Raw genomic sequence first — 22,488 nt, 5'->3', positions numbered from 1 at the left:
TTATCCTTGCTGAGTTGAGTCTTCGTCGAGAACCGGCTGCGGTCTGATACGTTCCTTGTGTTCCTTGATCAGTGAGCGAACGTGCAGCAGAAGGATCCCAAGGATCATGATGAAAAGCATTGCGGCAATCGGTCGGTCGATGAAATCAAGTGGCGACTTCACCCGCGCCATGGCGCTGCGCAGTTTGACTTCCATGATCCCGCCCAGAACCATGCCCAGAATGATCGGAACAATGGGCAGGTTCAGGCGCTTCAGGATCAGCCCGAACACGCCGAACCCGGCGGCAATAGCGCAGTCCGTGACTGAGTTGCGCAGGCTGAATACCCCGACAAAGGACAGCGTCAGGATCATGATCCCCAGAAAGCGCGTCGGGATCTGAATGATCTTCAGCAGCAGGTTGGTCGAGAACAAAAGAAAGACCAGAACGATCACGTTGAGCAGGATCAGCGACATGTACAGCGCCATGACAAAATCCATCTGGTCGGCAAAAAGCTGCGGTCCGGGGATCACGTTGTGAACGTAGAAGACGGACAGCATCATCGCGGTCAGCGCCTCGCCCGGAATACCCAGCGCCAGCAGTGGAATCATCGCGGCCCCGGGAACGGCATTGTTGGCCGCCTCGGACGCCACCAGACCTTCGGGTGACCCATCGCCGAATTTGTCCGGGTCCTCAGAGGTTTTCTGTGCATATGTGTATGACAGGAACTGTGATGTGAATTCGCCTGTGCCCGGTATCATGCCCATGAGCACACCCAGCGATGACGAAACCGTCGCGATGCGTTTCAGGCCCAGCAGCTCTTTGAGGCCCGCGAAGATGCTGCCGCGCACATGGGCTTCACCCGGCGCGTGTTCTTTGTCGACCAGCAACAGCAGCGCCTGACTGATGGCGAACAGCCCAAGAACGACCACGATCAGATCGACACCTGACGAAAGCCAGGTTTGGTCAAAGGTAAAACGTTTGGTGTATTTGACGGGTTCCAGACCGACGGTGCTGAGGAAGATGCCGAAGAACGCCAGCATCGCGGCCGAGAAGGTTTGCCCGCGATGGGCCAGGATCACCAGAAGGATGCCCATGAGTGCGGCCAGAAAAATCTCGCGGCTGCCGAAATGCGGGGCAACCCAGGCCAATACGGGCGACAGGATGATCAGACAGAGGATCGAGAAGATGCCGCCGAAAAACGACGCTGAATAGGCCAGCGACAGGGCTCGGTGGCCCTCCCCGCGCTTGGTCATGGGATAGCCGTCATAGGTGGTCAGTGCGTTGACGGCCGTACCGGGCGTGTTGATCAGGATGGCGGGGATTGCGCCGCCATACATGGACGACCCGTAGATGCCCAACAGAAGGGTCAGGCCGACGATGGGCTCGAACGCGAAGGTGGCGGGCAGCAGGATGGCAATTGCGACAGCGGCGCCGACGCCGGGCAACGCGCCGATGATGACCCCGCCCACCGATCCGATGATCAGTGCCACGACGACCTGCCACTGTGCCAGAATTGCAAAGCCGGAAATCAGATTGTCCATCTTGGCCTCACAAGTAGGTCAGCGCAAAGGCGCGCAGCCCGTCGGGCAGATATTCGTATATCCGACCCGCAGGAATGTTCACCTGAAGCAACGCGCGGAAAACGACTGCCACGACCGCGCCGAAGCCAAGTGCAACGCAAAAAGCCCCGGGCAATCGAAACCCCAATCGTATCGTCAGCAGGGCTGCAAAAAGCATGGTCGATGGCAGGTATCCAAGCCACGGAACCGCCACGACATAGATCAGGAAGTAGGCAACGTATTCGAGGGACATCAACCAGAACGTCACCTCTCGCAACCGTCCGGGAATGCGTGGGGACAGGAAGGAGCCCAGCAAGTGGAGGCCGCTGAACAAAACCATGCCCCAGATCGCGATCTTGGGCCAAAGGGCGGGCTGGGCAAACCACTTGGTTCGTTTGACGGCCTGAGTCTCAGCGCCGATCTGGCTGAGAAGGAACAGGGAGAAGCCGAAGAAAAGGAAGGCAAAGACAATATCGCCAGGACGTCGATACCGTCGGAACATGTCTTGCAGCGTCTTTGCTATCATCTTGGCCTCCTGTTTGAATCAAACAGACCCGGCGTTGTTCGATCTGGCCGGGCCTGTTTCGGATTATTCGCCCAGAATCTCTTCGATCTTGGCGAAAGAGGCTTTGTCCTGCTCGATCTGAGCATTCGAAGCGTCCGGGTCCTGCCAGTAGATCAGGGCGCCCGTTTCCTCAGCCAGCTTTTTGGCCTTGTCCGAGGACAACGCTTTCTGCGCGGCAGCCGAGATCTTTTCACGCGCGTCGGCGGGCGTGTCCTTGTGCACGAACAGCCCGTTCCAAAGGGCCAATGGCAGATCCGGATTGAGTTCCACGATCGTCGGCGTATCCGGAACCAGTGAAATCCGCTCGCCGCCGATGCTGGCAAGGACGTTCACCTGATCAAGGCAGGGAAGGATAAGCTGTAGCGTCGTATTGATGACATCCACGTCGCCTGAGGCCAGCGTGTTGCAATCCAGGGCGTCGAAAGCCGCTTCGCTGGCAAAGTCGAACCCGCTGCTGACCGCAGCTGCAAATGTGACCTGAGTGGGGGGCAGAACCGATCCGAAATGGCCAAGCGCTACGTCATTTTCCTTGCCGTGTTCGGCCAGTTCTTCCCAGCTTGAAAACGGCGCGTCTTTGCTGGCCGCGATGACGAAGGGATAGGTCAGGAAGATACCAATTGGATCAAAAGGATTCGGGTTGAGTTCGGGAATTCCGATTTCGGGGCCGATGACAGGTACGCCGATGACGAATGAGCCGATGGTGTAGCCATCCGCCGGAGCGGTTGCCACCTCGACCGCGCCGGGGAATGGGCCGCCTCCGCCGCCGGGTTTGTTCACGACAGCGGCAGGCACACCGTACATGGCCTGGAATTCGTCGGCGATCATCCGGGTAAGGACATCTTCCAGATCACCCGGAGGCCAGGGGACGACAAAACTTACCGGCTTTTCAGGGTATTCAGCCAGTGCGGCAGTGGCCGAAGCCGCAAAAGCGGCGGCTGTTAGAAATTTCTTCATTGACACCTCCCGATACTGGTTCATTAATTGAACCGCGTTAACAATAATAATGTTGCTTTGTTAAGTTAGTTCTGTCAAGTAATACCTGAGCAAGAGGACCACACGCACATGGGTACAGCCCTTAACGCCTTAAAAATGCTGGACTACTTTTCCAATGCCCGCCCAGAGATCGGGTTGAGTCACCTTGCGCGGTTGTCCGGGCTGAACAAAGCAACGGCATTGCGTCACCTGCGCGCGCTTGAGGAGTTCGGGTTGATCGAACAGAATCCGATGACGAAATCCTATGCGATCGGGCCGGCGGCTTTGCGTTTGGCCGCGCTGCGAGAGATCGCCAGGCCCGGCATTGAGGGCGCGCGCCAAAAGATGCAGGCCGCTATGCAGGTGGTCGGTGAATCCCTGCATCTGTCTTTGCTTGAGAAAACGGGGTTGCAGACGGCGCTTGTGGTGGAAACAACGCAGCACAGTGTCCGCGTCAGTCTGGATCCCAGCGAGATGCTTCCGCTCAATGCGACGGCATCAGGTCTTTGCATGCTCAGTTTCGGGCCGGCTCACCTTTTGGAGCAGTTGGATCAGCACGTGCAGGCACGGTTTACGCAAGCGACGCTTACTGATCCGAAGCTTATCAGGGAACGGGTCGCAAAGATCAGAGTTTCAGGCTGGGCCGACAGCCGTGGCAGTTACGAAGAAGGTGTTTTTGGATATGCCGCGCCGATCTTCGGCATCGATCAGGTCGCATTGGGAACCATCGCGATAGCTGTCCCGGAAACCCGGGCAACCAGCGACCGCCTTCCGGCAATACTGTCCACGTTGCATTCACTTTCGGTTGATCTGACTGCTGGTTTTGGCGGCCAGTTGCCCGACTCCTTTCCAACCGGATTCCACCCGTGACCCGGGGCGGATTCAATACTCGGAGACCCGCGACATGAAAGACTCCAACTTTCTGAAGGAAAACAACGCCCGGTATTTCTGGCACCCGATGGCGCACCCCGCCGACAGCCGGAAGAACCCGCCGACCATTCTCAGCGGTGGTGAAGGGGTCAACATCACTGATGTCGATGGTCACACGGCGCTGGACGCCGTAGGGGGGCTGTGGAACGTCAATCTGGGCTATTCCTGTGAACCGGTGAAACAGGCCATAGCGGATCAGCTGAACGCGCTGCCCTATTACTCGACCTTTCGCGGCACCAGCAACGACAAGGCGATCGAGCTGTCCTATGAGCTGGCCCAGTTCTTCGAGGCCGACGGGCTGACCCGTTCATTCTTTACGTCGGGCGGGTCGGATTCCGTCGAAACTGCGCTGAAGCTTGCGCGTCAATATCACAAGGTTCGGGGTGAAGCAGGGCGCACCAAGTTCATCAGCCTGAAGCAGGGTTATCACGGCACCCATTTTGCCGCCGCTTCCGTCAACGGCAACCAGAAATTCCGCGCGGTGTATGAGCCGATGATGCCCGGCTGTTTTCACGTGCCGGCGCCGTGGACCTATCGCAACCCGTTTGACGAAACCGACCCCGAGCGTCTGGCGCAGCTTTGCGTCAAGGCGCTTGAGGCCGAGATCGCTTTTCAAGGTGCAAACACTGTTGCCGCCTTCATCATGGAGCCGGTGTTGGGCGCGGGCGGTGTGATCCCGCCACACAAGAGCTTCATGCCCATGGTGGGCGAGGTCTGTTCGAAACATGGCATCCTGCTGATCTCGGACGAGATCATCACCGCTTTTGGTCGCACCGGCAGCGAAAGCGGTGCGCGGCACTGGGGTGTTCAGCCCGATATCATGACGACGGCCAAGGCGATCACCAACGGGTATTTCCCTTTTGGCGCGGCCATGATTTCCGGTGCGGTCGCTGAGGTATTTGAAAGCGATACCACGGGCCTGGCATCCGTGGATCAGGGGTACACCTATTCTGGCCATCCGGTCGGGGCGGCCGCGGCCTTGGCCGCCCTGTCCGAGATCAACCGGCTGAGGATCTGGGAAAACGCTGCTGCGCGTGGGGATGAGTTGTTTGCCGGCTTGCAAAAGCTGGCCGACAAGCATGACGCTATCGGGGACGTGCGGGGCGGCGAGGGACTGATGTGCGCATTGGAACTGGTTTCGGACCGGGCGACCAAGGCGCCTGTCGCAAAACACCTGCCGCTTCAGGTTCAGAAAGCCGCATATGAAGATGGCGTGATGGTGCGTGTGTCTGGCAACAACATCATTCTATCGCCGCCGCTGATCGTCACTTCGGAAGATGTGGCCAAAATTCTGTCGGCGCTGGATACCGGTCTTGCCACTTTGTAGGCGGTTGAACGACCCCTTCGGAACCTGGCGGGGTCAGACTTTGATAGCTTGCAGATCCTCGAGCAGGTCCAGCAACTGATTCAGTTTCTCCTTGCCCATCTGCGCTTCGATATTGCTGGAGATCGCAAGTGAAGTGGCCAGGTTTTCCCTGAGGATGGTGCGGCCTGCTTCGGTGATCTTGACCATGGTGCGGCGTTTGTCTTCGCTATCCTGACGGCGGGTAATCTGGCCGTCAGCCTCCATCGTGCGCAAAATGCGGGTCACGCTGGGCAGCAACAGGCACGCCTCGTGCGCGATGGTGCTTTGCTCCACTTCGCCCAACTCGTCCAGAACACGCAGGATGCGCCATTTCTGCTCGGTCAGTTGAATGCCTTGCAGCATATCCCGGATCGGAGCCATGACGGTTTCGCGGGCACGCAGCAACGCGATCGGAAGGGACCGGGCAGTGCTTTTGGAGTGGCTTTGAGTGTTCATGCGGCCTTCTAGAACGCCGTTCCGTGAATTGCAAAGATTAACAAAGCAATCTCTTGACAGGGGGTGCATTAAAAACTAAACATGTTAACTAATAAAGGAGAGACCATGCCTCACTTCCATGTCGAATATTCCGGAAATCTTGAAGACAGGATCGACATGGATGGCCTGTGCGAGTGCATTCGGTCAACGGCGGCTGGGATCGAGACCTTTCCCATGCCCGGTATTCGTGTGCGCGCGACACGGGTCGATCATTACGCCATAGCGGACGGCAACCCGGCGCACGGGTTCATTGATATCTCGATCCGCCTGCGGGCGGGCCGATCCGCGGATGTCAAGGAAGATGCGACACAGCGCATATTCGAGGCGGTCAAAACACACCTGGCGCCGGTTCTTTCACAGCATTCCATCGCGCTCTCGCTTGAGATGCGTGACATCGACCCCAAGCTGTCGCCCAAGGCCGGTACGATCCGCGACCACCTGTCGGCGACCACGCAGGAGACCTGACGCATGAGCGCACTGGACACAAACATCGAAAAGCTGAACGGCTTTCTGGACCGGTTCCGGGAAACGGGCATCCACAACCGTATAGCGGGTGAAGACCGGGACGGATCCGCCGGAGTGTTTCAGTCGGTCTCACCCGTCGACAAATCCGTGATTTGTGATGTTGCCCATGGCACGGCAGATGACATCGACGCGGCAGCCAAGGCCGCCCACGCAGCCTTTGCAGAGTGGCGAGACATGCCCGCCACCCAACGCCGTCGCATCTTGTTGAATGTGGCTGATGCCATTGAAGCGCGCGCCGAGGAAATTGCACTGTGCGAGTGCTGGGACACGGGGCAGACCCTGCGTTTCATGTCAAAGGCAGCTTTGCGCGGGGCAGAGAACTTCCGGTATTTCGCGGATCAGGTGATTCAGGCGCGGGATGGGCAGCACCTGAAGTCTCCGACGCTGATGAATGTGACGACCCGTGTGCCGATTGGCCCGGTTGGCGTGATTACCCCGTGGAACACGCCGTTCATGCTGTCGACTTGGAAGATCGCGCCTGCCCTGGCTGCGGGTTGCACGGTGGTTCACAAACCCGCCGAGGATTCCCCTCTGACGGCCCGTCTTCTGGTGGAAATCGCCGAGCAGGCAGGGCTGCCCAAAGGTGTGCTGAATACGGTCAACGGGTTTGGCCCCGACGCTGGCAAGGCTTTGTGCGAGCATTCGCTGATCAAGGCCATTGCCTTTGTGGGCGAAAGCCGTACCGGCAGTCTGATCGTCAAGCAAGGCGCAGATTCCCATAAGCGCAACCATTTGGAACTGGGTGGAAAAAACCCGGTTGTCGTGTTTGATGATGCGGATCTGGACCGTGCTTTGGATGCCGTGATCTTCATGATCTATTCGATCAATGGCGAGCGCTGCACCTCGTCTTCGCGGCTTTTGGTGCAGGACACGATCAAGGAAGACTTCGAAGCCAGATTGATTGAGCGCGTCAACAACATCAAGGTGGGGCACCCCTTGGACCCCGAGACCGAGATCGGGCCGTTGGTGACCGAAGAACACTACACCAAGGTCACGAGCTATTTCGACATCGCCAAGGAAGATGGCGCAACTGTCGCCGCTGGCGGCGTCACGGTGGGGGATGCGGGCTATTTCGTCCGGCCGACCCTGTTCACCAATGCCACCAACCAGATGCGCATTGCGCGTGAAGAGATATTTGGCCCTGTCCTGACCTCGATCCCGTTCTCGACCGAGGATGAGGCGCTGGAGATCGCCAACGACACGCCATATGGCCTGACCGGCTATGTCTGGACCAATGATCTGACCCGCGCGCTTCGGTTCACAGACAGGCTGGAGGCTGGAATGATCTGGGTGAATTCCGAGAACGTGCGTCACCTGCCCACGCCGTTCGGTGGGGTCAAGGCGTCCGGCATTGGCCGGGATGGCGGCGACTGGAGCTTTGAATTCTATATGGAACAGAAACATATCGGCTTTGCCACCGGTCAGCACAAGATCATGCAGTTGGGTAAATAGATCACGTAGGCCGACCCCGGCTGGGGCAAGCCCATTACACGAGGAGGAATTGCCATGGGAAAGATAGTACAGGCCGCAAAGATCACGCATGTACCCAGCATCTGGATGTCCCACACGATGCAAAAGTACAAGGGCATCCGGCAATCCGCCATTGATGGATATGCACGCCTGCGTCAGGACGCGATCGACCGCGGGGTCGAGACGTTCATCGTGTTCGACACCCATTGGATCACCAATCAAGGGTTTCACCTGAACACGAAGGAACATCACAAGGGCCGGTTCATAAGTCACGAACTGCCGCATATGTTGGCGGATATGGAGTTCGACTATCGCGGCGATCATGAACTTGGGGAAACCATCCTTGACGTTCTGCGCGAACGGGGAGAGCGGGCGCTGGGCCATTCGCACCCCGACATGGGCATGGAATACGGCACCCTGCTGCCGATGCATTTCATCAATGATGGCGTGAATGCCCGGGTTTTGCCGGTGGCGGTCAATCAATTCTCGTCGATTGCGGAAAACCGGGCCTGGGGCGAGGCCATTGCCGAGGGTATCCGACGTTCGGACCGCAATGTATCCATTCTGGCGTCCGGCTCGCTCAGCCACGACTTTACGCCGAATGAACGCTCGGTCGACGGGCTGAATGCCGTGAATGGCGAGTTCAACCGCCAGATGGACATGCGCGTTCTTGAGCTGTGGCAGCAGGGCCGATTTGAAGAGTTTCTGGAAATGCTGCCGGACTATGCAAAAAAATGCACCGGTGAATGCGCCATGAATGACACTGCTTTGCTGTTTGGTGCGTTGGGGTGGGGAAGCTACAAGGGTGAGATCGACATTTACACCCCGTATTTCGGCAGCTCTGGCACCGGTCAGGCCAATGTCAGCTTTTCGGTGTGACGCACGCAACGGAACAAAAGGGTTTGGCGGTGATCCCGTCACAAAGGAAAGTCAGCAGATGAACTGGGACACGTTTTCGCATTGGGGTCAGCACATCTCGAAGTGGGCGGCGGATTATCACAAGACACTTGCTGAACGTCCCGTGCGGGCGCAGACCGCGCCGGGGGAAATCGCGGCCCAGCTTGTTGCAACTCCACCCGAGACAGGCGAGCCGATGGACGCCATCATGGCCGATTTCGAACGGATCGTGATGCCGGGCATCACCCATTGGCAGCATCCGCGCTTTTTTGCGTATTTCCCGGCCAACGCTGCACCCCCGTCCATGTTGGCCGAGATGCTGGTGACGACCATCGCGGCCCAATGCATGTTGTGGCAGACCTCGCCTGCCGCGACCGAGGTCGAGGGCGTCATGGTCGACTGGCTGCGGCAGGCCGTCGGATTGCCCGAGGGTATGACCGGCGTCATACAGGACAGCGCCTCTTCGGCCACCTTGTCGGCGGTACTGACCATGCGGGAACGGGCCACCGGCTTTACCGGCAACCGGGAAGGCCTGAACGCCAAGGGGGCGCTGCGGATCTATTGTTCCGATCAGGTGCATTCGTCGATTGACCGGGCATGCTGGGTTGCCGGGATCGGTCAGGACAATCTGGTCAAGTTGCCCACGCAGGGGCCGAATTTCGGGATTGTTCCCTCGGCGCTTGAGGCCGCCATTATGAATGACGTCGCCGCCGGACATATCCCGGCCGGGATTGTTGCAATTACCGGTGGCACAGGTGTGGGGGCCTGCGATGATCTGATGGCCGTGGCTGATATCGCCCAAAAATACGACCTTTACACCCATCTTGACGCCGCCTGGGCGGGTTCGGCCATGATCTGCCCCGAATTCCGCAGGGCTTTGTGGCAGGGCGCCGACCGCTATGACAGCATCGTCTTCAACCCGCACAAGTGGATGGGTGCGCAATTCGATTGTGCGATCCAGTTCCTGAGGGACGCCACGCCGCAGCTCGATACGCTGAAAATCGAGCCGGAATACCTCAAGACGACCGGAGCCGAGGTGACGAATTACTCGGAGTGGACCATCCCGCTGGGCCGCAGGTTCCGGGCGTTGAAAATCTGGTTCCTGTTGCGGTCATACGGGTTGGAGGGATTGCGCGAACGCATCCGCAACCATGTGGCATGGGCCGGTGAACTGGCGGAAAAGATTGGTGCGATCGAGGGGTTCGAGATCACAACCGGCCCTATCCTCAGCCTGTTTTCCTTCCGCTGCCCAGGGGACGATGCTCAGCAGCAGCGTCTGGTGGACGCGCTGAATGACGATGGCCGGATTTACCTGACGCAGGGCATGTTCGACGGCCGCAAGATCATCCGCTTTCAGGTCGGGCAGTTCGATACCACCCGCGACGACGTGTTGATGGCTGCGGACGTGATCCGGGACGTGTGGGAGACCATGAAATGAGGTTTGCCACTTTCGTATCGGGCGAAGAACGTTTCTTCGGGGCAATCACCGACGGTGGTGCTATTGCCTTGAACCAGGAATTCCCGGAACACGACAGCCTTTATGAGGTGATCGCGGCCGGGGCGTTCGATCAACTGGCAGAGGCGGCCGGGGGGAAACCTGTCACCCATCCCGATTTCATCTACGACATGGTGATGCCGGACGCGCGACGTATCCTTTGCGTCGGGGTGAACTTTCCTGACCGGAACGCAGAATACAAAGATGGCAGCGCGCAGCCGAAATACATGTCTCTGTTCCCGCGTTTCGCCAGTGGATTTACCGGCCATGAGCGGCCTCTGATCCGCCCGCCGGAAAACCACACGCTGGATTACGAAGGCGAAGTGGCCATCGTGATTGGCAAGGCTGGCCGCCGCATTCCGCAGCAGGACGCGTATGATCACATCGCCGCGCTGACGCTGTGCAATGAAGGAACCATTCGCGACTGGGTTCGGCACGCCAAGTTCAATGTCACCCAAGGCAAGAACTGGGACCGCTCTGGGGCCATCGGCCCGTGGCTGGTTCCCTTCACGGATGCGGCCCAGTTGGATAACGCTCGTATTCAGACACATGTGAATGGCGAGCTGCGGCAGGATGATACGCTGAACCGCATGATGTTCCCGATCCGGCGCGAGATTGAATACATCTCGACTTTCATGACGCTTCAGCCCGGCGATATCATTGTGACCGGTACACCGACCGGGGCGGGCGCGCGGTTCGATCCGCCGAAATACCTGGCACCCGGTGATGTGGTCGAGGTCTCGGTCGACGGTATCGGTACTCTGCGAAACACGGTTGAGGATGAAATAGTATGACGCCCGAAGACCATGCGCGCGCGGCCGCTGATCTGTTGCAGGCGGAACGAACGCATGAACAGATTGGCCTGCTCAGCCTGCGCCACCCCGAGATAGGCATGGATGACGCTTACGAGGTGCAGAAAGCCATCTGTCGCCAGAAACTGTCCGAAGGGCGCAAGGTGATCGGGTGGAAGATCGGCCTGACTTCGAAAGCCATGCAATACGCGTTGAACATCGATATTCCTGACAGTGGAATTCTGTTTGACGACATGGTGTTTGCACAGGGTGCCACCGTTCCGGCCGGGCGATTCATCCAGCCCCGGATCGAGGCCGAAATTGCCTTTGTCATGAAGTCTGCCATAGGCGGGGACAACGTGTCCCGCGAAGATATCATCGCGGCGACGGAATGCGTCGCGCCGTCCATCGAGATTCTGGATACCCGGATTGAACGCGTGGATCCCGAAACCGGCAAGGCGCGCACGGTCTTTGACACGATCAGTGACAATGCCGCCAATGCCGGTATCGTTTTGGGCAACGACCGCCACAGGGTGGATGCCTTTGATCTGCGCTGGGTCGGGGCACTCACCTTCCGCAATGGCGAGATCGAGGAAACCGGTCTGGGCGCGGGGGTGCTGAACGATCCGGTCGAAAGCGTCGTGTGGCTGGCGCGTCGCATGGCGCAATACGGTCAGAGCATCGCGCCGGGCCAGGTCGTTCTGTCCGGCAGCTTCATCCGCCCGGTCGAATGCCCCTCGGGAACGGAAATCCAAGCTGATTTCGGACCGTTCGGCTCAGTCGATATCCGTTTCGCCTGAAAGGAACGCCAATGCCCGCGCCAAGCAATACGTTCAAGGCCGCGCTGAGGGCGGGAACCCCTTTGATCGGGTGTTGGGTTGGGCTGGCCAATGCCTATACGGCCGAGATCGCCGCAACGGCGCAGTTTGACTGGCTGCTGGTTGACGGAGAGCATGCACCAAACGATCTGCGCTCGATCCTCGAGCAGGTGAGGGTGATTGAAGGATCTGGCAGTACCCCCGTCGCACGCCTGCCGATTGGCGAAACCTGGTTGATCAAGCAATATCTCGATGCCGGTGTGCAGAACATACTGGTGCCGATGGTGGAAAGCGGCGATCAGGCGCGCGAACTGGTGCGGGCCGTGCAGTATCCACCTCGTGGCGTTCGGGGCGTAGGTTCCGCTTTGGCGCGGGCTTCGCGTTTTGCGGCTATCCCGGATTATCTGAAAACGGCGGACGAGCAGATCTGTCTTTTGGTGCAGGTCGAAAACAGGCTTGGGCTGGAGGCGCTGGACGACATACTGGCGACCGACGTCGATGGGGTGTTCGTCGGCCCGTCGGATCTGGCCGCAGATATGGGCCATATCGGCGATGCCGGGCACCCGGACGTGATCGAGGCCGTTCTTGATGCCATCCGGCGCATCGTTGCGGCAGGCAAGCCGGCAGGGATATTGTCACTGGACCCGGTCATGCAGCGAAAATGCCTGGATCTGGGGGCAACATTCGTGGCCACGGACATCGATGTGACTTTGTTCGCCAAGGCAATCCGGGCCGCTGCTACTGATGGGCTCAGCCTGCTGCCCGATCAGGTGGCTTCGGGAAGCGCACAGACAGGCGCGGCGTCGAAATACCTGCAACAGCTTTGCAAACACTGGTCGCGCAAGGCTCAGGTAACATTTGATGAAACGCAAGGCAGCGTGAGCTTTCCGGACGGGAACCGCGTCACGCTTTCGGCAGGTGATACCAGCCTGACCGTAACCGCCGCCACCCGGGCGCGCGGTGATCTGGCCCGATGGCAACAGGTCATCGAGGCTCATCTGGCGCGTTTTGCGTTTCGGGAAGAGTTCCGCATTGATTGGTCAGGATGAGGAAAACACGTTGCGGCCCTGAATTTGGCTCTGTGGCAACAGGACAAAGGCAGGCACACCTGCGTTGGATTTGAAACGGTTTTGCCCGAAAGGCCACAACTAGAGCTTGTGGATACCATGGACGGTCAGCGTACTGACCAGATCGGCATAGTCTTCGCGGGCTTTGGGGCCCGCGCCGGTGTTCCACATGTAATACCAGTTCAGCATCCCAAAAACTGACATCGTGGTGCCGCGCAGCTTGTCCTTGTCATCATTGAAGGCTGTCGGGGCCAGCTCTTTCAGGATGTCGCGCACAAAATTTACCAATTCCAGCTGATACCCGCGCAGAAGTTTCTGCTGTTCCTCGGTCAAGGCGCTCATGCCGCTGATCTGCACCCGGTGTTCGTCATCTGCGCCTTGATAGGCAAACAGGATTTCGCGCACCGCTTTCCGCAGCTTCTGTTCAGACGTAAGACCGTTCAGATCCACATTGCAGATACGGTCGCGAAGCTCGCGCAGGTAGGTTTCTAGGATGTCATACAAGATGGCATCCTTGCTGTCGTAATAGTGGTAGATGTTTGCCTTGGAAATCCCGCACTCTTTTGCCAACAGGGTCATCGAGGCGCGATCAAACCCTTGGTCGGCGAACACTTTGGCGGCCATTTTCAGGATTTGCTTCCGCTTCTGGTCGTGATCTTTGGCGATTGTACGGGCCACGGCTTATTCCTTATCGCGATTGTCGACGACGCGCTTCGCCTTGCCCTGAGAGCGTTCGACGTCGCCGGGGTCACCTACAACAATTTCCGTTGAGACGCCAACGACGTCCTTGATCCGCTTGGTCAGCATCCGTGCCGCGGCCGTCTTGGACAGTTCGTCGGTGGAATCCGGGGACGATTCAACATAAACCCGCATGGCGTCCATGCGGCCAGATTTGTACAGCTCTATCTGATAATAAGGGGCAAGGCCCCCCGTCGCCATGACCTGTTCTTCAATCTGGCTGGGAAAGACGTTGACCCCGCGCAGGATCATCATGTCGTCGCTGCGACCGGTGATTTTGGCCATCCGGCGCATGGATCGTGCTGTCCCCGGCAGCAGGCAGGTCAGATCGCGCGTGCGATAGCGGATCATCGGCAAACCTTCCTTGGTCAGGGTCGTGAACACCAACTCGCCGGTTTCGCCATCGGGCAGGACCTCTCCGGTCGTGGGATCAATGATTTCAGGCAGGAAGTGATCTTCCCAGATCACCGGGCCATCCTTGGTTTCAACGCATTCATTGGCCACCCCGGGCCCCATGATTTCGGACAGGCCATAGATGTCGACCGCATGCATATCAAACGCATCCTCGACTTCGGCGCGCATGGCGTCCGTCCAGGGCTCGGCACCGAACACGCCAACCTTCAGCGAGCTTTCACGCGGGTCGAGCCCGGCCTTGTGGAACTGTTCAAGGATATTGAGCATATAGGAAGGTGTAACCATGATCCCGTCGGGCCGGAAATCGTTGATCAGGTTGACTTGCTTTTCGGTTTGCCCGCCGGACATGGGGACGACGGTCGCGCCAAGCCGCTCGATCCCGTAATGTGCGCCAAGACCGCCGGTGAACAACCCGTAACCATAGGCATTGTGCACCATGTCCCCCTTGCGCAACCCCGATGCGCGCAGGGACCTTGCGCCCAGATCCGCCCAATTGTCGATGTCGTTTTTGGTGTAGCCCACCACCGTCGGCTTGCCCGTCGTACCGGACGAGGCGTGCAGACGAATGATCTGGCTGCGTGGAACGGCGAACAGGCCGAACGGATAGTTGTCACGCAGATCATTCTTGTACGTGAACGGAAACTTCGCCAGATCCGAAAGCTGCTGAAGATCGTCGGGATGCACACCGGATTCGTCAAACCGTTGCTTGTACATCGGAACGTTCTCGTAGGCGTGGCGAACGGACCATTTGAGGCGTTCAAGCTGCGTCGCGCGGATTTCGTCGATCGAGGCGATCTCGATCGGGTCCAGATCCGCTTTGTTTGGGGAAAGGTCTTCCATCGCGTCACTCCTCCAGTCGCGAAGCTATTCCTGAAAATTCTGCCCGCCGACCGCGCGGGACATTCCGCGAAACTCGGCGATCAGGGTGTTGTCTTGGTTGGTGACGTGCACGTCATAGATGCCACTGCGGCCGGTGACGGCAACCTCTGTCGCGGTTGCGGTCAGATGGTCCCCTTTTTTTCCGGGCGCGAGGTAGCTCATCATCGTATGCTGGCCGACGGTTGCCACGTTGCGGCTGTTGCAGGCGAAGGCAAAGGCGCTGTCGGCCAGGGCATGAGTGACGCCCCCGTGGCAAATGCCGTGCCCGTTGCAGTGATGGTCCCCGACTGTCAGGGTCAGAACTGCACGGCCTTCGTCGACTTCGACCAGATTCATCCCGAACCATTTGCTGGCTTGGTCATTCGCCCACATCGCTTCAGCGGATTTCGTGGCACGTTCCTTGGGTGTCATCATCAGCGTCCCTGGAAATTCGGTGTCCGCTTTTCAAGAAAACTGGATACGCCTTCGGCGTAATCCGCGCTTTCCCCGCAGGTCTTCATTGCGTCTGCTTCGATCTCAAGCTGATCCGAGAGCGACGTGGTGGCAGCGGTTTGAATGCACTGTTTTGTCAGCCCGAGCCCGAGGGTTGGGCCGTTTGCCAATTGCGCGGCAAGTGCGCGCGCTTCGGTCATCAATTGATCATCGGCCACCGCCTTCCAGATCAGCCCCCAATCTTCGGCTTGCTTGGCCGGAAGGGGTTGGGCTGTCAGGGCCAGCCCCTTGGCGCGCGCCTCGCCCAACAGGCGCGGCAAGTGCCAACTGCCGCCCGTGTCGGGAATCAGGCCCACCTTGGAAAAGCTCTGAATGAATTTTGCACTTTCCGCGGCCAGAACCATATCACAGGCCAGCGCCAGATTTGCACCCGCCCCGGCGGCTACTCCGTTCACGGCGCAGATCACCGGGATATTCACTGACCGGATCAACCGGACAAGAGGGGCATAGAATCTGCGTACCGTTTTGCTTAAATCCGGCGGGCCATCCATTTTCGACGGGTCGCGATCGCCGAGGTCCTGACCGGCACAAAAGCCTCGTCCGGCACCGGTCAGCAATATCGCGCGGGCCCCGCCGTCGCGCGCGGCTTTCAGCGCATCCTGAAGCGCCAGGTGCATTTCTTCATTGAACGAGTTCAGCTTGTCCGGGCGGTTCAGGGTGATTTCGGCCCAGTTCCCGTTGTCTTGTACAAGAATCGTATCGCTCATGACTGTCTCATCTGGTCTCGTTTCAACTTAATCATTGCATTAACCGAACGGTTGGTCAATATATAAACCCGAACCGAATCTGAACCGATCAAAGGGATTGCAAATGTCGCAGTCGTCGCTGGTGAGCGTTGAATTTAAGGGCGACGTGGCGTGGGTCACCATTGGCAACCCGCCGGTAAACGCGACGTCGACAGGAGTTCGCCAAGGGCTGTCTGACGCCGTTGATGCGGTCAAGGGGGCGCGGGTGGCGGTGCTGTGTTGCGCTGGAAAAACCTTTGTCGCAGGCGGCGACATGTCCGAATTCGATGCGCCGCCGGTCGAGCCGCACTTGCCCGACGTGGTTCAGAAAATCGAAGACAGCGAGGTTCCGTTCATTGCCTGCATGCATGGCAACGTGCTGGGTGGTGGGTTCGAAATCGCCATGGCCTGTGCGTGGCGGATCGCAGCGCCGGGAACGGGTTTTGGTCTGCCGGAAGTCAATGTGGGCTTGATCCCCGGGGCAGGGGGCACACAACGATTGCCGCGTCTTGTCGGGATGCAGGCTGCAATTGACATGGCTTGTTCGGGCAAAATTTTCAAGGCAGAGACACTGGCCGAGCTTGGCGGCGTCGACCGCATCGCCGAAGACCCCAGGGCTGCTGTCCTGGAGTTGATTGCCGACCTGCCCGAACGCCCAATACCTGTCAGCCAGCGTGCTGTGGCGGAATTTTCGCCGGATCTGTTGGAGACGAGCCGCGAGGCTTTGAAGAAACGCGCTAAGGGTCAGAAATCACCGTCGGAAAACCTGACGGCGCTTGGTTGGTCGGTTGAGCCATTTGCCACCGCACAACCGAAAGAGCGCGCGCGCCATCTGGAGTTGCGCCAAAGCCTGGAAAGCCGCGCTTTGCGCTACGCGTTTTTTGCTGAACGTGCCGTGTCCAAACCTTCGTTGATCAAAGGCGTGGCCGCCCGTGACATAACACGGATCGCCGTTGTCGGAGGTGGGTTGATGGGGGCAGGGATCGCAACTGCGGCCCTGAGCGGCGGGCTGTCCGTGACGTTGATCGAGCGAGACGCTGACGCCGCGGCCGCAGCGCACAATCGGGTCGAGGGTCTGCTGCAAGGCGCGGTCAAGAGAGGCAAGATGTCCGAGGCGCAGCTTCGGGATCGCTTTGCTGCGTTTCGTGCGGTGAACAGTTATGCAGGCGCTGCGGATGCCGAACTGGCGATCGAGGCCGTCTTTGAAGACTTGCCCGTCAAGCAACAGGTATTTGACGAGCTGGCAAGGCATATGAGCAGCGATGCGATTTTGGCCACCAATACGTCCTATCTGGACCCGCGCGAAATTTTCGCGGACGTCGGCAATCAGGCCCGATGCATCGGGCTGCATTTCTTCAGCCCGGCCCATGTCATGAAACTGCTCGAGGTCGTGGTAGCTCCGCAAACCTCTGCTGAAGTGGTCGCAACTGCGGTCGCGCTTGGGAAGAAGCTTCGCAAGGTTTCGGTGCTGTCGGGTATCTGCGATGGGTTCATTGGCAACCGCATGTTGGCCGCCTATCGGCGCGCGGCCGATTATCTGCTGGCAGATGGGGCGCTTCCCTATCAGGTGGACCGTGCAATGCGGGCGTTCGGGATGCCCATGGGGCCTTATGAGCTTCAGGATCTGACCGGTCTTCAAATTGCCTGGGCGAACCGCAAACGCAATGCCGCCAACCGCGACCCGAACGAACGTTATGTCACCATCGCGGACCAGCTTTGTCAGCGTGAGCGTTTCGGCCAGCGTGTCGGCAAAGGGTGGTACCGCTACGAAGAGGGCAGTCGTGATCCGGTTCGTGATCCCGAAATTGAGGCATTGATCGAAGCTTATTCCGACCAGCAGGGCATCACCCGCAGGGATTTTTCGGACGAGGAAATCTGTTCGCGGTTGCTGGCGGTCTTGGCCAACGAGGGCGCTTTGATCATTGAAGAGGGGATCGCGGAAAACGCCGAAGCTGTCGATATGGTTCAAATCCATGGATATGGCTTTCCCCGCTGGAGAGGAGGACCGATGAACTATTGCAACGAAATCGGCATCAGCCGGTGCGCCGCAAATATGCTAACCGTAGTGAAAGAAAGCCCAGGTTCGTGGCGCCTCGCGGGCCAATTGGAAAACAATTAACATGTTGATGGTTACAAAAGTGACCATTAACGCATTCTCGAGTCATGTTTCACAGGGAGGAGACAAAACCATGAAGTTCACCAAGTTGAGCACTCTTTTGGCCTCGGCCGCGCTGGCTGTTTCGGGCACAGTGGCGCTGGCGGCGGATTATACGCTGACGATTTCCAGCTGGGCACCGCCGACCCACGGCATCAACGCGAAGATGTGGCCGAAATTCGTGGAAATGGTCGAAGAAGCCACCGACGGCAAAGTCACTGCTGAACTGAAGCTGGGAATTGCCCCGCCGCCGGCGCAGATGGATCTGATCATGGATGGCGCAGCGGATGCGTCGATCATCTTCCATGGTTACCAGCCCGGTCGTTTCGTCACCACCAAGATGATTGAGCTGCCCGGATATGAGGGCTCGGCCGAAGCGGCCTCGGTCGCGTATTGGCGTACATACGACAAGTATCTCAAGGCAGCGGACGAACATCGCGGTGTGAAAGTGATCGCCCTGCACACACACGGCCCGGCACAGCTTCATTCCAGCAGCTCCGTGACCAACCTCGACGAGGTATCAGGCCTCAAGGTGCGTATCCCGGGTGGTGTGGGCGGAGATGTCGGCACGGCGCTGGGCGCAACCGGAATCCAGGTTCCCGCGCCGAAAGTATACGAGACACTCGCGTCGAAAGCTGCTGATGGTGTGGTTATGCCATTTGAATCCCGTAAGGGTTTCAAGCTGACTGAAGTGGCGCAGAACGTATATGAAGTTCCGGGTGGCCTGTATCGCGGTTCATTTGCGTTCATCATGAACGAAGACACTTTTGCGGATCTTCCCGCCGATGTGCAGGCCGCTTTGGAAGAAAAGGTCTTCGGCGAACCGCTGAGCCGCGAAATCGGTAAAATCTGGGATGAGATCGACGCGATCGGCCGTGAGGCGACCGAACAGACCGAGGGCAACGCGATCAATGCAGCCTCTGCTGAAGATCTGGAAAAGTTCAACGCGATCGCTGCCGATGTGCGCGCCAAGGTCATCGAAGAGGTCAATGGCACCGGTGTTGATGCGCAAGCCGCTTATGACATGATCGTTAACGAAATGGCTGCCCAGTAACACAGCCCGGCTGGCGGGGTTGACCCGCCAGCCATCTTCACCCGTTGGGGGCCAATCATGCAATCTATCGTGACCTTCGCGCGTCGCGTCAGTATCATTCCGACGGTGCTGGCCTGTGTGGCGCTGTTCATCCTGATGGTGATGACCTTTTTTGACGTCATCCTACGCTCAGTCTTCAATGCTCCGATCGAGGCGGCAACCGAACTGACACGGATTCTGATGGCGATCCTTGTGTTCTCGGTTCTGCCGATGATTTCGGCCGGGAAAGGGCAAATCGCCGTTGACCTGACCGATGGAATTTTTTCCCGCCTGCGGCTGAGCAGGGCACGCGATGCAATTGTCTATCTGGTGTCTGGCATCATGCTGATCTGGCCGATTCAGCGCGTTTGGGTTCTGGCTGAACGTGCACGGGATTACGGGGACGTCACCGAATACCTGTCGATCCCTGTCTTCTATGTCGGCTGGTTCATCGCCGCCTTCACTGCAATAACGGCCGTTGCGATGGTCATCACCGGTCTTTTGCACATTTTTGCCCCCCAAACCTTGTCGGAGCACGCCTGATGACTGCCGCACTGATCGGTTTCGCCCTTGTCCTGGTTCTTGTGTTGGTACGCTTGCCCATTGTGTTTGCGATGGGCCTCGTGGGGACGCTTGGGTTCGCATATGAACGCGGTGGCAGCATCCTGTCCGAGCGCGGGCTGAAGGCCGCCATGTCGATGGTGGGTCGCCAGATTACGGATACGGCACAGGACTATGGCCTTTCGGTCGTGCCACTGTTCATCCTCATGGGTCTGTTCGTAAACAAGGGCGGGCTCGCGCGCGAATTATACGCGGTCTCAAACGCCTTCCTGGGCCACTTCCGAGGTGGTATCGCCATGGCGACGGTTGCCGCCTGCGGCGGCTTTTCGGCCATTTGCGGTTCCTCGCTGGCAACGGCTGCGACCATGTCCAAAGTCGCGATGCCCGAGATGCGCCGGTACCGCTACGCGGATGAGTTGTCGACCGCGTCGATTGCCGCCGGTGGCACGCTGGGTATCCTGATCCCACCGTCGGTCATTTTGGTGATCTACGGCCTGTTGACCGAAACATCGATCGGCAAACTCTTCGTTGCGGGCATAATTCCCGGTGTACTTGGTATCCTCTTCTATCTGTTCGCGGTGCGCTGGACCGTTTGGCGCAGGCCCGAGGCCGGCCCCGCCGGTGAACGCCACGGCTGGGGCGAACGCCTGTCGGCCCTGCGCTCGGTCTGGGCGGTGTTGCTGTTGTTCTTCCTGGTGATCGGCGGCTTGTACGGAGTGTTCGATTTCCATCCTTTGAACCTGACCTTCAGCCCGACCGAAGCCGCTGGTATGGGCGCGATGGGGGCGTTCCTGATCGCATTGTCGCGCGGCGGGCTGACCCTTAGATCGACCTTTGAAGTGCTGAAGGAAACCAGCTTCACCGCCGCAGCGCTGTTCTCGGTTCTGATCGGCGCGCAGATCTTCTCGAATTTCATCAACCTGGCCGGTCTGCCCGAAGCGTTGATCGCCTTGGTCACCGCATATGAGGTGGAGCCCTTCGTCGTGATCCTGATGATCCTCGGGATCTACATCATTCTGGGATGCGTCTTTGAATCGCTGTCGATGCTGTTGCTGACGGTTCCGATCTTTTTCCCTCTGGTCACGTCACTGGGATACGATCCGATCTGGTTCGGCATCGTTGTCGTCGTCGTGACCGAGATCAGTTTGATCACGCCGCCCGTGGGTCTGAACGTGTTCATTCTGAAAGGCGTGGTCGGGGACGTATCGACCGGAACAATCTTCAAGGGGGTCACACCGTTCTGGGTGGCAGACATCTTCCGTCTGGCTCTCATCGTTCTGGTGCCTTGGCTGGTTCTGGTCCTTCCCGAACAAATGGGAGCGATGGGTCACTGATGTTCTCTCTTACTGCGCTTTCGGACGGGTTTCATGCGGATCCCTATCCAACCTACGCCGCGTTGCGCGAAGACACGCCCGTCTGCTGGCAGCCCGATGGTTCGGTGGTCCTGTCGCGGTATGACGATCTGGATCTGGTGTACCGGGATACCGAGCGTTTCATTTCGGATAAAAAGGCGGTTTTCGGCCCCAAATACGGTATCGATAGCCCGCTGTACGAACACCATACCACCAGCCTTGTGTTCAACGATCCGCCCCTGCATACCCGCGTCCGCAAGGTCATGGTCGGCGCTATGAACCCACGGGCGCTGGCGCAGATGGAACCGGGCCTGATTGAACTTGTGGATGGGCTGCTGGACGAGATGCAGGCCAAGGGCTCGGTAGAGTTGATCGAGGATTTCGCCGGTGCCATCCCGATCGAGATCATCGGCAACCTGCTTGGCATTCCCAGATCGGAACGTGGCCCTTTGCGGGATTGGTCTTTGGCTATTCTGGGCGCTTTGGAACCCCAATTGACGCCCGAGCAGGAAGAGTGGGGCAACCGGTCGGTATCTGATTTCAAGGACTATCTTCGGCATGTCATCGAAGATCGCCGGGCCATCCCCGGAGATCCTGCGACGGATGTCCTGACACGGTTGATGCAGGATGACACCGACGTTGGCTTGACCGAGGTCGAGCTGTACCAGAACTGCATCTTCATTCTGAACGCAGGGCACGAGACCACCACCAACCTGATCGGCAACGCATTGGAACTGTTGGAACGGCACCGCGACAAGCGGGCCGATCTTCTGGCCAATCCGGATCTGATCAACACGGCAGTGGACGAGTTTCTGCGGCTGGAAAGCCCAAATCAGTTTGGCAATCGTCTGACCACCGAAGATGTAACGTTCCACGGTCAGACCATTCCGGCCGGTACGGACATTCACCTGTGTATCGGCGCGGCCAATCGCGATCCGCGGCAGTTTGAACAACCTAATGAGGTTGTATTGGATCGGCGCCCCAACAAGCATCACGCGTTTGCCGGAGGTCCCCATACCTGCGTCGGCCTGACCCTGGCCCGTATGGAGGGGCGCGTGGCCGTCGGACGGTTTCTTACGCGATTCCCGACCTATCGCATCACTGACGGCGCCGAACGGGGCGGGCGCATCCGGTTTCGGGGTTTCGCGCGACTGCCAGCGCAAGTCTGAGATGTGCGGTTTGGGTGACAAT

General features: G+C 58.7%; 22 protein-coding genes. 14 read left to right on the top strand and 8 right to left on the bottom strand.

Features of this window, described 5'->3' with window-relative positions:
* The 3 genes from ACR0FB_RS13505 to ACR0FB_RS13495 all read right to left on the bottom strand — a co-directional run bounded on the left by ACR0FB_RS13505 (position 1) and on the right by ACR0FB_RS13495 (position 3,058).
* The gene (locus ACR0FB_RS13505) at positions 1–1,521 is read right to left on the bottom strand and encodes a tripartite tricarboxylate transporter permease (RefSeq protein WP_480620974.1); all 1,521 of its coding nucleotides are present in this window, start codon (positions 1,519–1,521) and stop codon (positions 1–3) included.
* A 7-nt stretch (positions 1,522–1,528) separates the two neighbouring features.
* On the bottom strand, positions 1,529–2,065 hold the full coding sequence (locus ACR0FB_RS13500; protein WP_152460588.1) for a tripartite tricarboxylate transporter TctB family protein: 537 nt from the start codon (positions 2,063–2,065) through the stop codon (positions 1,529–1,531).
* A 63-nt stretch (positions 2,066–2,128) separates the two neighbouring features.
* Positions 2,129–3,058: a tripartite tricarboxylate transporter substrate binding protein gene (locus ACR0FB_RS13495; RefSeq protein ID WP_171724625.1), complete on the bottom strand. Its 930-nt coding sequence runs from the start codon at positions 3,056–3,058 to the stop codon at positions 2,129–2,131.
* Positions 3,059–3,166: 108 nt separating this feature from the next.
* Here ACR0FB_RS13495 and ACR0FB_RS13490 point away from each other — a divergent pair, with 108 nt between their 5' ends.
* Positions 3,167–3,946: an IclR family transcriptional regulator gene (locus ACR0FB_RS13490; RefSeq protein WP_171636532.1), complete on the top strand. Its 780-nt coding sequence runs from the start codon at positions 3,167–3,169 to the stop codon at positions 3,944–3,946.
* Between the two features lie 34 nt (positions 3,947–3,980).
* Positions 3,981–5,333, top strand: coding sequence for an aminotransferase class III-fold pyridoxal phosphate-dependent enzyme (locus ACR0FB_RS13485; RefSeq protein WP_480620976.1), 1,353 nt, complete (start codon positions 3,981–3,983; stop codon positions 5,331–5,333).
* A gap of 33 nt (positions 5,334–5,366) precedes the next feature.
* Here the strand turns inward: ACR0FB_RS13485 and hpaR are convergent, their stop codons facing one another.
* Positions 5,367–5,807, bottom strand: coding sequence for a homoprotocatechuate degradation operon regulator HpaR (hpaR, locus tag ACR0FB_RS13480; protein ID WP_171636528.1), 441 nt, complete (start codon positions 5,805–5,807; stop codon positions 5,367–5,369).
* 105 nt (positions 5,808–5,912) lie between these two features.
* On the opposite strand from hpaR, the gene ACR0FB_RS13475 reads away from it, so the two are divergent.
* The 7 genes from ACR0FB_RS13475 to ACR0FB_RS13445 are packed head-to-tail and all read left to right on the top strand — an operon-like array spanning position 5,913 to position 12,891.
* Complete coding sequence (locus ACR0FB_RS13475; protein WP_480620978.1) at positions 5,913–6,311, top strand: 5-carboxymethyl-2-hydroxymuconate Delta-isomerase; 399 nt, start codon at positions 5,913–5,915, stop codon at positions 6,309–6,311.
* Positions 6,312–6,314: 3 nt separating this feature from the next.
* Entirely contained in the window at positions 6,315–7,823 is a 1,509-nt protein-coding gene (hpaE, locus tag ACR0FB_RS13470; protein ID WP_480620980.1) for a 5-carboxymethyl-2-hydroxymuconate semialdehyde dehydrogenase, read from the top strand.
* Positions 7,824–7,877: 54 nt separating this feature from the next.
* Positions 7,878–8,720 carry a 3,4-dihydroxyphenylacetate 2,3-dioxygenase gene (gene hpaD / locus ACR0FB_RS13465; protein WP_171636524.1) on the top strand — a complete coding sequence of 281 codons (843 nt, stop codon included), beginning with the start codon at positions 7,878–7,880 and terminating at the stop codon, positions 8,718–8,720.
* 58 nt (positions 8,721–8,778) lie between these two features.
* Positions 8,779–10,176 (top strand): pyridoxal phosphate-dependent decarboxylase family protein, encoded by a 1,398-nt coding sequence (locus ACR0FB_RS13460; RefSeq protein WP_210093469.1) that lies wholly within the window; start codon positions 8,779–8,781, stop codon positions 10,174–10,176.
* Complete coding sequence (locus ACR0FB_RS13455; RefSeq protein ID WP_480620982.1) at positions 10,173–11,027, top strand: fumarylacetoacetate hydrolase family protein; 855 nt, start codon at positions 10,173–10,175, stop codon at positions 11,025–11,027. Before ACR0FB_RS13460 ends, ACR0FB_RS13455 begins: the two co-directional genes overlap by 4 nt.
* Positions 11,024–11,824: a 2-oxo-hept-4-ene-1,7-dioate hydratase gene (hpaH, locus tag ACR0FB_RS13450; RefSeq protein ID WP_171724618.1), complete on the top strand. Its 801-nt coding sequence runs from the start codon at positions 11,024–11,026 to the stop codon at positions 11,822–11,824. The genes ACR0FB_RS13455 and hpaH overlap by 4 nt, the downstream gene beginning before the upstream one ends.
* A gap of 11 nt (positions 11,825–11,835) precedes the next feature.
* Positions 11,836–12,891, top strand: coding sequence for an aldolase/citrate lyase family protein (locus ACR0FB_RS13445; protein ID WP_480620985.1), 1,056 nt, complete (start codon positions 11,836–11,838; stop codon positions 12,889–12,891).
* Positions 12,892–12,990: 99 nt separating this feature from the next.
* Here ACR0FB_RS13445 and ACR0FB_RS13440 read toward each other — a convergent pair whose 3' ends face one another.
* From ACR0FB_RS13440 to paaG, 4 genes are read right to left on the bottom strand one after another with little or no spacing between them, the layout of a single operon-like run.
* Entirely contained in the window at positions 12,991–13,587 is a 597-nt protein-coding gene (locus ACR0FB_RS13440) for a TetR-type transcription factor C-terminal domain-containing protein (protein WP_171636514.1), read from the bottom strand.
* 3 nt (positions 13,588–13,590) lie between these two features.
* Positions 13,591–14,901 (bottom strand): phenylacetate--CoA ligase PaaK, encoded by a 1,311-nt coding sequence (gene paaK / locus ACR0FB_RS13435; protein ID WP_171636512.1) that lies wholly within the window; start codon positions 14,899–14,901, stop codon positions 13,591–13,593.
* Positions 14,902–14,925: 24 nt separating this feature from the next.
* Positions 14,926–15,351, bottom strand: a complete 426-nt coding sequence (paaI, locus tag ACR0FB_RS13430) for a hydroxyphenylacetyl-CoA thioesterase PaaI (RefSeq protein ID WP_480621114.1) — start codon at positions 15,349–15,351, stop codon at positions 14,926–14,928.
* Positions 15,352–15,353: 2 nt separating this feature from the next.
* Positions 15,354–16,139, bottom strand: coding sequence for a 2-(1,2-epoxy-1,2-dihydrophenyl)acetyl-CoA isomerase PaaG (paaG, locus tag ACR0FB_RS13425; protein ID WP_171636510.1), 786 nt, complete (start codon positions 16,137–16,139; stop codon positions 15,354–15,356).
* A gap of 103 nt (positions 16,140–16,242) precedes the next feature.
* On the opposite strand from paaG, the gene ACR0FB_RS13420 reads away from it, so the two are divergent.
* From ACR0FB_RS13420 to ACR0FB_RS13400, 5 genes are all read left to right on the top strand, one after another.
* Entirely contained in the window at positions 16,243–18,276 is a 2,034-nt protein-coding gene (locus ACR0FB_RS13420; RefSeq protein WP_480620987.1) for an FAD-dependent oxidoreductase, read from the top strand.
* 70 nt (positions 18,277–18,346) lie between these two features.
* The gene (locus tag ACR0FB_RS13415; RefSeq protein WP_171636506.1) at positions 18,347–19,366 is read left to right on the top strand and encodes a TRAP transporter substrate-binding protein; all 1,020 of its coding nucleotides are present in this window, start codon (positions 18,347–18,349) and stop codon (positions 19,364–19,366) included.
* A 57-nt stretch (positions 19,367–19,423) separates the two neighbouring features.
* Positions 19,424–19,927: a TRAP transporter small permease gene (locus tag ACR0FB_RS13410; RefSeq protein WP_152460571.1), complete on the top strand. Its 504-nt coding sequence runs from the start codon at positions 19,424–19,426 to the stop codon at positions 19,925–19,927.
* The gene (locus ACR0FB_RS13405) at positions 19,927–21,279 is read left to right on the top strand and encodes a TRAP transporter large permease (RefSeq protein ID WP_171636504.1); all 1,353 of its coding nucleotides are present in this window, start codon (positions 19,927–19,929) and stop codon (positions 21,277–21,279) included. Before ACR0FB_RS13410 ends, ACR0FB_RS13405 begins: the two co-directional genes overlap by 1 nt.
* Complete coding sequence (locus ACR0FB_RS13400) at positions 21,279–22,466, top strand: cytochrome P450 (protein ID WP_480620989.1); 1,188 nt, start codon at positions 21,279–21,281, stop codon at positions 22,464–22,466. Before ACR0FB_RS13405 ends, ACR0FB_RS13400 begins: the two co-directional genes overlap by 1 nt.
* Positions 22,467–22,488 lie beyond the last annotated feature (22 nt).

The sequence above is a fragment of the Ruegeria sp. P10 genome, assembly GCF_056534925.1.
The sequence above is the reverse complement of the archived record's forward strand: the minus strand, read 5'-3'. Positions and strand labels throughout refer to the sequence as shown.